Here is a 10,144-nt window from a genome sequence, read left to right as displayed (position 1 = left end):
CGGCCCAGAAGCGGGCAATCCCCACTAGCACTTCACTACCTTCGTTTTCCAACCATGAACGGTCACCCGTCAAGTGGGTGTAGTTGTAGATAGCATAGGCAATCGTCGAATTACGGTGGATTTCTTCAAACGTAATTTCCCACTCGTTGTGTGATTCGATACCATCGAAGGTCACCATTGGGAACAAAGCACCGGCTAAATCTTGTTGTTGGGCATTGTGATAGGCCCCAGGTAGTTGTTGATAACGATACTGCAACAATGACTTCACTACGGCTGGATCGGTCACGCCCAAATAAACCGGAATCGCAAAGGCTTCAGTATCCCAATAAGTTGCCCCACCGTACTTTTCACCGGTAAAGCCCTTTGGTCCAATGTTCAAGCGTGCATCGTTACCGTAATACGTGGCAAATAATTGGAATAAGTTGAAGCGAATACCTTGTTGGGCCGCTTCGTCACCAGTAATCTGAACGTCGGCCTTTTCCCAACGTGCCGCCCAACCAGCCACATGTGCATCATACAAGTCGTCATAGGTTGCTGATGCAATGCTAGCAAAAATCGTGTCAGTCGCATGCTTAACATCCGTGTCATCTGCATAATCACGTGACGTCGTGACAATCACCCGCTTTTCAATGCGCTGTGTTGCCGCACCAACTTGCCCCGCAAAAACGTTTCCAACTTGTTTGTCTTCTTGCACGACATCAATTGCTGGCAAATCTGACACAAATCGTTGCCGGGCCGCCACGGTAAATTGGGGCACACCAAATGGATTGGGCACAGTTCGCGTCATTAAGAACGCCGTGTCGTTGGTTACTTCTGCATCAAGCACGTCCCAGAATTTTTCATCATAATTTGAATCCTCATTGACGACGTCGCCATCAATCAATGCCGTCAACTGCACATCGTGGGTCTGCCCATCAATAGCTGTGAATGACCACCGCAAATCAGCCAATTCCTTCGTCGCAACCGAGATGAAACGATCGACTTGCACCTGCACACCGTTAACCGTAAATTGACGGTGCAGGACACCTGCTTGCATATCCAAAGAGACTTCAAAATCAGTGTAAGGTACCGTTGCTAAATCAACCGTGACCCCATCAATTTGAATAATTGCTTTCACAAAATTCAACGCGTTAATCGCCTTACCAAAGTACTCTGGGTAGCCGATTTTCCACCAACCAACACGCGTCTTGTCAGGGAACCAAACGCCCCCAATGTAAACGCCTTGCAATGAGTCGCCGGAATATGTTTCTTCAAACATGCCCCGCATCCCCATATACTCATTTCCAAGTGACGTCATTGATTCTTGCAAACGCTTGTCCACTGGTTGCAACTCATGCGAGGTAATTGTCCAAGGATTAACTTCAAAAATTCGCTTCATGATATTCCCCTATTTTTAAACGTGACCACGGAGCAAACGCACCGCTGACAATGCTGCAATGATCAGAGCAATTGCAGAAACTAACAACATGTGTGGCATTGATGAACCCAACAATGGGAACAAGCCAAATGAGGCAACTGACGCCACAATTTGCGGGATCGTAATGGCCCCGTTGAACAGACCCAAATATGTGCCATTGTTCTTACCATCCAACGCATTCGTCAAAAATGTGAATGGATAAGCCAAAATTGCTGACCAGGCAAATCCGATTAACATGAATGACACTAACAAAGCCCATTGGTTGTGGACGAACAAAATTGAACCAAACCCAATCGCCCCGAGTAGCAAACTACCGCCATAGGCGAAGCACTCTTGCGCTGGCTTCACCTTAGTCAAAACCAAAGCCCAAAGTACAGCGCCAATTGATTGCACGGCACTTAACACACCGAACCAGTTACCGGCAGCTTGATAGCCGGCTGAATGCGCATCCGTTGCATGCCAAACCGTATCAGCAATCGCCCCAGTTCCGTACGTCCAAAGATATTGGAAAGCTACCCAGCTAAAGAATTGTACAACTGCCAACTTCCAGAAAATGCTTGGTGCGTGCGTCAACAAGTGCATCACGCTTTCTTTTGGCCCTTCTTCTTGAATACCGTGATACTTGGCATACGTTTCTGGATCGTATTCCTTGACGTTAATCAACGCGATGATGGTTGTAATCACCAAAACAATCGCACCAACATAGAATGAAATCGCCACTGAATCTGGAATGACGCCTGGCTTAGCCGTGTTGGCCACCCCCATCGCCGTCAATGCGAACGGGAAAATTGAGGCTAACACTGAACCAGCATTGGCTAAGAATGATTGCACTGAATAAGCGTAACCTTTTTGTTCTTCGTTAACCGTGTCGCCGACGACCATCTTGATTGGTTGCATCGCCATGTTGAATGACGTGTCCATAAACATGATGGTGATGGCACCAAAGATCAACGCGATCGTTGCTTTGAAGCCCAAGTTTCCTGCGTTTGGCAGCAAGAACATCACGATGGCTGACACAACCGTTCCGATAATCAGATATGGCATACGACGTCCAAATCGATTCCATGTCTTATCTGATAAACGGCCGATAATTGGTTGCACGAACAAGCCAGCGGCCGGTGGTAGGATAAAGAACCAACCCAGCGAGTGCGGATCAGCTCCAAGTGTTTGTAATAGTCGTCCCAAGTTTGAGCTCTGCAATGAGAACCCCATTTGTACCCCAAAGAATGCGAAACTCAACATCCAAATGGTATGTAATGGTAACGTTGGTAGCTTTTGACGAGTCCCCTCATTTGTCATTTTCGTTCCCCTTATAAAATCCATTGTGTTTTTGTTTGCAAATGTAAGCGCTTTATTTACAAATCCAACTATAGCCGACCCTAAAATCAAATGAAAGCGTTTTCTTGATGTTACCGGTAACATCTTCGCCTTCCCAGAGTGACCTTATCTCGTTCATATTTTCGTGTTATGATTGAAATAGATTGTTTTGAAAACGTTTTCATTATTTTTGAGGAGAATCATTATGGTTTCACTATTAGACGTAGCACGGGCTGCTCACGTTTCGAAAATGACCGTCTCACGCGTTCTCAACCACCCTGATCAGGTATCACCCGAGATTATTGCTGATGTCCAGCAAGTGATTGCCGAACTGGGATATGTCCAAAACCGGGCTGGTCGAGCGCTTGCCAACAATCGGCACTATAATATCGCCTTCATCTTGTTAGATGATATCAATGAAATCGAACCATATTATGCGCATTTATTGATGCATTTAACGGATGAATTACGGCACGCGGGTTACACATTGGAAATGCGGCACGATCGTAATTTTGATTTAACGAATGTGGATGGTTTCTTAGTCAGTGGCGCACGCGGGTCAGATTTTGAACTCTTACAGAGTTTAACCGTTCCTGTCGTCATTTATGGTACTGAACCGGGGATTCCGTCAGTGGATATCGACAATAAGGCCGGCACCCAATTAGCGACCAACGCCCTACTCGACGCTGGTTATGCGCGCCTGATTTATCTTGGCATCGATATGTCTGAACCATTTGCTATTAATCGTGAGGTTGGTTACCGTGACGCGATGTTAACAGCCGGTCGGACAACTGAGATTTATCATCTGCCAAATGATGAGCACGCAGCCCAAGCCTTTTTAGCTGATTTAAATCTGTGCGGTAATACCGGTATCGTGGCTGCCACGGATCGGTTGGGATTAGGGGCATTACGGGCTGGCCGTAGTCAGGGACTAACAGTACCTACTGATTTAGGGATTGTTGGTTTCGATGGTATCTACATCCATCAACTAGCGGAGTTGCCGCTTACGACGATTCAGCAACCACTTGCAACCATTGCCCAACATATGGTTGCTTTGCTCATGAAACAGTTGGCTGGCGAGACGGTAACGTCGGTTTACGTCGTACCAGAGTTACTACACGGGGCCACGACAGCCTAAAAAAGCCGGTGAGACACAAAGTCCCACCGGCTTTTTGGCTACTGTTAGCCCACAAAAATATTCTTACCCAAACTCAACATTTGCAAGTATTCTTCAGATTCACCGCCAATAATAAAGGCCGCATTACCTGAAAGCACCGTCAACTTACCAGCGTGTGAACGGGCATATACGCGATCGAATAATTCTTCTTGCAACTTAGCACGATCACCGGCTAATTGCTCCAAGTTTTCAATCACCAGGACATCATAATCGTCATAACGATCCTTGAACTTTTGCGCCCCAACTTGACCACCACGTTGACCAGCTTCATAGTCTTCCATGAATTGCTCAACTTCAACAATGGTCACACCAGTATCGAACGCTTGGTTAATCAGGCGCTCACGGAATTCGTAATTCTCACCACGAACCAAAATCATCTTCAAATGATCATTGTTCATTACTTCAGTCGCCGCACGCTTCAATTGACCTGGTACATCGTCAATATTAACGTCTTCGTGTTTAACTTCTAATAACTTTGACAACACTTCGATTTGTTGATTCAACCCGGCAACTTGGGCCTTCAAATTCAAAATGACCTGCTCAATTGCTTCTTGATGTTGTGCTTCAACCATAATTGTTGTCCCCCTATCTTAAGTAGTTTGTACCATAATCATAGCATGCACCCCTGGTATCCTCTTATAATAAGTACTATCTTAATAGCACGATTTTCAGGAGGCCATGATATGCAATACACCCTACTTTACGAACGCGAACCACTCTTCAGCAATGACGACTTAGACTTGTTTTTAGCCGACGTCGAGCTTGACGCGGACATCCGCAACATCCCATTTGATGAAGCCAAGACCCGCCAACTCATTGCCGATTTAGCGCAGCAATCAGAAGAACCTGCGATTGGCTTTCTCGCCACTTATCCGACGTATGGGCATTATGATGCGCTCGGTCGTGAAATCGACGTGACATTGGAAATTGCGGTTACCCACCAAGACTAGACGTACAGCTTCTTATCGCGGGCCTGCCAATTGCCATTAGCAGCACTCACACCAATTTGGGTCGCTAAATTCGCCCAAAACTTAATATCAGCTAACGACACACTCCCCAAGACGCTTGCCTCTGCATCGTAAAAATCACTCATGTCTAGGTTGTGCGCTTGAATAATTGGCAACACAAAATCACGTTGCATCGTTTTAAACGCGACAACCGGAATCAAGCCACCATTTACTTTGGCATCAAATTCGTTAAAAGCATCGTATCTAATATCTTCAATTTCACTCGCAAGTAGCGCCGCCAACCGACCGTGCCACATGCGATATTCCGTTTGTTTATCTGCCATGTTGTTCACCTATCTTCGTTAAGTTAAACCTAATATAACACGGTTAAAATTAACTTTCAACCTATCCTAACCACCCTTTATATTCGACATCTTATTTTTCAAAACAATTTAAAAAATTCGCGTTACCCTGTCGTCGTCCTTACAGGCGCGGGCATTTCGCTGTTAAAAACATATTGGTCACCAAAATATCTTCAAAAAATATTGCTATACTATTAATAATCATACGATAAGGGGAATTTTTAATGCTTACTGAACACCAATTGATTTCTGAACTTGCGCAAATTGCTGAGGCCAGCGAAGTTGTTGGCCAACGCACTCGCAACATTTATCTTGGCGCAGGTTGGTTCAACGAAGACCAACAAAATATCTTGATGCAAGGCTACCAAGCGTTGAAGGCTAACCCAACAATTAACGATATCTATGTTCCCCTCCTTAACCAATACGGTGGACAAGTTATCGAAGCAGACGGGGATTTTGAACCCGACTTCGAATGGGGTACGATGACTTACAAGGCTGACATCACGGCGATGAACAACGCTGATTTGATTGTGGCCTTTATCGATGCGGCTGATCCAGATTCAGGCACGGCATTTGAAGTTGGTTACATGACTGCTTCAAACAAGCCTGCTATTTTGGTCACAGTCGGTGATCGTAACGAACACCCGGTTAACTTGATGTTGTCATACGGGGCTGTTTCAAACGTTGACCTTGCAACAGAAGGTTTCGCTGCTTTGGAAAAGTTTGACTTTACCAACATCGCCATGAAGAAGTGGACTGGCGCCATCTTATAATCATAAATTAAAGGCACCGCGCGATTGGATTAATCGCACGGTGCCTTTTTCACTGTTATTAATTTTGTCGCAAAATAACGCTACCCAAGCCAAGCATTGCGCCGACTAAAATTAGGATAATAATCGGTAGACTCATCGCCCCCACAGCTTGGTAAGTCCACCCAGTTACTAGCGGTAAGATCACCATCCCCGCTTGGCAAAAAGCCAAGTTCCAACTGACAACTCGCTTCGCCTTTTGGTCATTGTAGCGCGCATACGGCACCATCATCATCAACGGATAGATGGCAGATAGTCCCAAGCCAAGTCCGAAACCAGCGAACGGTAGCAATGCCTCAACTGGCAAAAACATCATTCCAGTCGCTATGGCTGTCAAAATAATATGCGTTAGAATCAACCGCCGATTTGATTGCCAGCGCGTTGTCACTCCGGTCAAGAAACGGCCAACCATCAACCCCGCCCAAAACAATGTCGCCACATTAGTCGCTGTTGTCGCGCTATATTGCCAATGATCAACAGCAAAACTAGAGACATATTTGCCAATCACCAACTCAACGCCGTAGACAAAGTAGAAAACCGGCAATAGCCAATCTGAACCCGCCAGTTTCACGGTAGTCATTTCATCATCTGTTACAGCTGTATCAGACCCCCGAAAGGCTTGTCGTGAGCTCATAACAACCGTCATGATAACGACTTGCAGCACGATGACGCTTAACACACCCAAACGCCAGCCCATCGGAAACACAAGACTCAGGGCCATCACGAATGAACTCAACGTTACGCCGACCCCATACATGCCGTGCAGAATACTCATTAGGCCACTTGAAAAGCGCTTTGCCGCGTAGTCATTTACTGCGATATCAATAGCCCCTTGCCCAAACCCCATGGCAATGGCCGCAACAATTAACAACCAGACAGCTTGGCCCCACATCAATGCTAACAAGCCGATTAACACAAACCACATGCTTAGCATCATAATGCGATCCATCGTGAGTTTAGCCGATAATTTCGGATACAACAAAGTTGAACCAAATGAACAGACTAATGAAATTGCGGTTAGATAGCCAACATAGTCAACATTCACATGATAAGTTTGCCGTACCGCCGGCCAAGCGCTCCCTAACACAGAATCAGGCAGCCCGAGCCCAATATAAATTAAAAAATTGACGATGATAATAAACACGCCAACCTTAGCTGTTTTTTGCATAAGATTTCCCCTGTACTTCAACACTTTCCCCAGCCCCTTCATTTTACGGGAAAGTGCCTGATTGCGCACGTACAAAAAAAGCAGGTTACCTTGCGCGTTTAGGTAACCTGCTTTCAGGTGTCGTAGATGTCTCAAACAAACGTTTTACGTCATTTACTCCACAGCATTTTGAATACTTACATTATACCGTATCTGCCCTTAAATTACATGAATAATTTAAGAACACGGTTTATGCGTCCGATATTACTTAAGCAAACGGCGGTACAAAATGACCGTCATGACAAAGTAAATGACGTACAAAACGACAATCGCAATCAGCGATGGCATAAAGCCAACGTATGGATCCGCCATTAAGGCTTTGAACATTGGTAGACCGAAAATGACATCTAACGTGCCGATAACCAACGGAATGAAGAACAAGACGCCCAAGTCTTTCACAACCGTAGCCGTTACTTGACGCTTGCTCGTTCCAATCATCGTCAAGATGCGATAACGTCGCTTGTCATCAGCAACCCCTGACAATACCTTAAACATCAACGTTGATGCCAGCATCGCCAAGAAGGCAATTCCTAAGAAAATGCCCATGAATTCCAAACCGCCGAAGACGTTCTTAAGCAACGTAAACATACCTGGCACACCGGCTTGGTGATTCATTGCTGTGCCGGTCAAACGAGCTTCACGCTTTGCATTCGCCGTCAACGTTGCTTCGTTGGCTGCAAAGCTCTTAACCGTCACCAAGCGAACTGATTTCACATCCCCCTCAACGGCCATTTCAGACTCATTGTGTGTCACAACCGCCGTTGCACCATATTGCTTATCCAAAATTTGGTTAGCAATACTGGTTAATGTGTATTCGGAACCTGGCGTTGCTAACAAGTAATCACCCGTTAACCACTTAATCCGTGTGTCATTACCCTTACCGGTCTCAACAACCGTTGGTAACTTCTTTTCGTTAAACTCATCACCGTTAAAGTACACCTTACCCTTGTTCACACTGTAGTGATAAGTAGCTTCCCAAGTGATGTCCTTCAAATTTGATGTGCTAATTTTATCCGACGTGTAGGCCGCCGTGAATGGTTGGCCCGACTGTGCTTGTTGTGGCAAGGCACGATAATACCCTTGCCCCACTGACATTGCGCCAAGCGCCAAACCAAACATAACTGAAATCACCGTCAAAATACGTTGGTATTCAGGTAAGCGGAACAAAAGTTGGCCGTTCAAGAATGACCGCAAGCCACGGTTATTGAAACGCGAGCCACGCAAAGCATACGTAACCATCTTCAACGTCCGGCTCACAAACCAGTACGTTCCCCAGACATTAAGCACCAGGACAACGATGAACCCGTACAACCCAAGATGCACGATACCTGGCATCATCACATAGCTAAGAATCAACAAGCCCAAACCAACCAAGCCAAGCAATGGATCAAGAAGCTTGTGACGCTTTGGTTGTGAAACTTGCTTATCTGCCGTCAACAACGTCAACGTATCTTGCTTGCTCAACCGACCACGGTTGTAGAGCCCGTTAATGAAGAACAGTGCCACGAAGAATACCAACGTTGCTAATGCAGCGTTAAACGAGAAGACTGACCAGTTTGCCAACTTCGTGTCCAGCAAATTCATCAAGAAATTACCACTGGCAGCTGTTAACCCAATACCAGCAAAGATACCAATGACCGTTGAGATGACACCCAAGGCGAGCGTTTCTTGCATTAACAAATCACCAATTTGTGACTTCTTCGCTCCCAACATTGACATCAAGCCATATTCAGACTGACGCAACCGCAACAGGAAACTGTTGGCAAAATTCAAATACACAAACGTAATCACACCAAGCAAAAATTCACCGACCATAAAGACTGGCACAATCAGACCAATTGATGAATTATTTAACAAAAAATCACGGTTCAACGCGATGGCACTCAGCATGTAAAAGATAGCTGCTGAAATGACCAACCCGACGAAAAGCACGGTGTAGTCACGCCACTTCGCGCGGAGTGACTTTAAAGCAATTTGAAACATGTTATCACCCCACTAGTTAAAGTTGCCAAGTTCTGACAACACATAGTTATAAAAGTCTTCACGTGAACGATCATCACGCGTCAACGTCTTCGTAATTTGACCGTCTGTCAGGAACAAAATCCGTGAGGCAAATGACGCTGAGAATGGATCGTGCGTCACCATCACAATTGAGATTTCACGTTCTTGGTTAATCGTCGTCAAATAATTCATCATTTCGCGAGCGTTTTCTGAATCCAAGGCCCCCGTTGGCTCATCACCAAAAATCAAAGCTGGCTCGTGAACCAACGCACGGGCAGCTCCAACACGTTGTTGTTGACCACCTGACAACTCTGATGGGTACTTATCCAAGTACTCACTGATGTGAAGCAATGCTGCCACCTTCGCAACGGCATCGTTGATCACCCGTGACTTTGCTTTTTGGAGAGTCAAAGGTAACGCGATATTCTCACGCACCGTCAAACTTTCAATCAAGTTGTAGCTTTGGAAAATAAAGCCCATGTCACGACCGCGGAAATTTGAGATTTCATCGTCAGTCATGTGGAGGATATCTTTATTGTTAATGGCCACTGCCCCTTCGGTTGGCTTCATCAACGTTGACAAAATATTGAGCAATGTTGACTTACCTGATCCTGAAGGTCCCATAATGGCCACAAATTCACCACGTGGGACAGTCAATGACAAGTCCTTCAAAACGTGTTGTTCCACCCCGGCTGCGCTGGTATATGTCTTATTTAGCTTATCCGCAATAAGTACTGGTTCTGTCATGTTCGTTTCCCCACTGATTAATATCTTTTGTTTTGTTTCATTTATATTACAACACATACTATACAACGAACAATATGCCATGTCAAAACAATAAGGTGATTAATGTTTCGCGGCGTTGGAAAAAATTCGTTTATTTGGGGTCGTCGCGTTGCGACGAAGC

The 10,144-nt window shown here is 45.5% G+C and carries 9 protein-coding genes and 1 pseudogene; 3 read left to right on the top strand and 7 right to left on the bottom strand.

The annotated features are described in order from the left end of the window. Both WEIDD23_RS07795 and WEIDD23_RS07790 read right to left on the bottom strand, forming a co-directional pair. Positions 1–1,378 (bottom strand): annotated as a pseudogene (locus WEIDD23_RS07795) (glycoside hydrolase family 65 protein); the annotation flags it as partial. 15 nt (positions 1,379–1,393) lie between these two features. Beyond that, the gene (locus WEIDD23_RS07790; protein WP_010370976.1) at positions 1,394–2,716 is read right to left on the bottom strand and encodes an SLC45 family MFS transporter; all 1,323 of its coding nucleotides are present in this window, start codon (positions 2,714–2,716) and stop codon (positions 1,394–1,396) included. A 223-nt stretch (positions 2,717–2,939) separates the two neighbouring features. Here WEIDD23_RS07790 and WEIDD23_RS07785 point away from each other — a divergent pair, with 223 nt between their 5' ends. Beyond that, positions 2,940–3,872, top strand: coding sequence for a LacI family DNA-binding transcriptional regulator (locus tag WEIDD23_RS07785; RefSeq protein ID WP_010370979.1), 933 nt, complete (start codon positions 2,940–2,942; stop codon positions 3,870–3,872). Positions 3,873–3,916: 44 nt separating this feature from the next. On the opposite strand, the gene WEIDD23_RS07780 is transcribed toward WEIDD23_RS07785, so the two are convergent. After that, positions 3,917–4,483 carry a hypothetical protein gene (locus WEIDD23_RS07780; RefSeq protein WP_010370981.1) on the bottom strand — a complete coding sequence of 189 codons (567 nt, stop codon included), beginning with the start codon at positions 4,481–4,483 and terminating at the stop codon, positions 3,917–3,919. 111 nt (positions 4,484–4,594) lie between these two features. Here WEIDD23_RS07780 and WEIDD23_RS07775 point away from each other — a divergent pair, with 111 nt between their 5' ends. Beyond that, positions 4,595–4,861, top strand: coding sequence for a hypothetical protein (locus WEIDD23_RS07775; protein WP_010370984.1), 267 nt, complete (start codon positions 4,595–4,597; stop codon positions 4,859–4,861). Here the strand turns inward: WEIDD23_RS07775 and WEIDD23_RS07770 are convergent. Next, positions 4,858–5,202: a hypothetical protein gene (locus WEIDD23_RS07770; RefSeq protein WP_010370987.1), complete on the bottom strand. Its 345-nt coding sequence runs from the start codon at positions 5,200–5,202 to the stop codon at positions 4,858–4,860. The two genes, WEIDD23_RS07775 and WEIDD23_RS07770, sit on opposite strands and share 4 nt — an antisense overlap. Before the next feature lie 242 nt (positions 5,203–5,444). Here WEIDD23_RS07770 and WEIDD23_RS07765 point away from each other — a divergent pair, with 242 nt between their 5' ends. Beyond that, a complete protein-coding gene (locus WEIDD23_RS07765; RefSeq protein WP_010370989.1) occupies positions 5,445–5,993 on the top strand; it encodes a nucleoside 2-deoxyribosyltransferase in 549 nt (182 codons plus the stop codon). Positions 5,994–6,051: 58 nt separating this feature from the next. On the opposite strand, the gene WEIDD23_RS07760 is transcribed toward WEIDD23_RS07765, so the two are convergent. From WEIDD23_RS07760 to WEIDD23_RS07750, 3 genes are all read right to left on the bottom strand, one after another. Continuing rightward, entirely contained in the window at positions 6,052–7,197 is a 1,146-nt protein-coding gene (locus tag WEIDD23_RS07760) for an MFS transporter (protein ID WP_010370992.1), read from the bottom strand. Positions 7,198–7,440: 243 nt separating this feature from the next. Continuing rightward, on the bottom strand, positions 7,441–9,219 hold the full coding sequence (locus tag WEIDD23_RS07755; protein ID WP_010370995.1) for an FtsX-like permease family protein: 1,779 nt from the start codon (positions 9,217–9,219) through the stop codon (positions 7,441–7,443). A 12-nt stretch (positions 9,220–9,231) separates the two neighbouring features. Next, complete coding sequence (locus tag WEIDD23_RS07750) at positions 9,232–9,984, bottom strand: ABC transporter ATP-binding protein (RefSeq protein WP_010370998.1); 753 nt, start codon at positions 9,982–9,984, stop codon at positions 9,232–9,234. Between the last annotated feature and the right edge of the window lie 160 nt (positions 9,985–10,144).

This window comes from Weissella sp. DD23 (genome assembly GCF_001579105.1).
GTDB classification, from domain to species: Bacteria; Bacillota; Bacilli; order Lactobacillales; family Lactobacillaceae; genus Weissella; species Weissella cibaria.
Note: the sequence above shows the minus strand (reverse complement) of the source record. Positions and strands in the feature narration are given on the sequence as shown.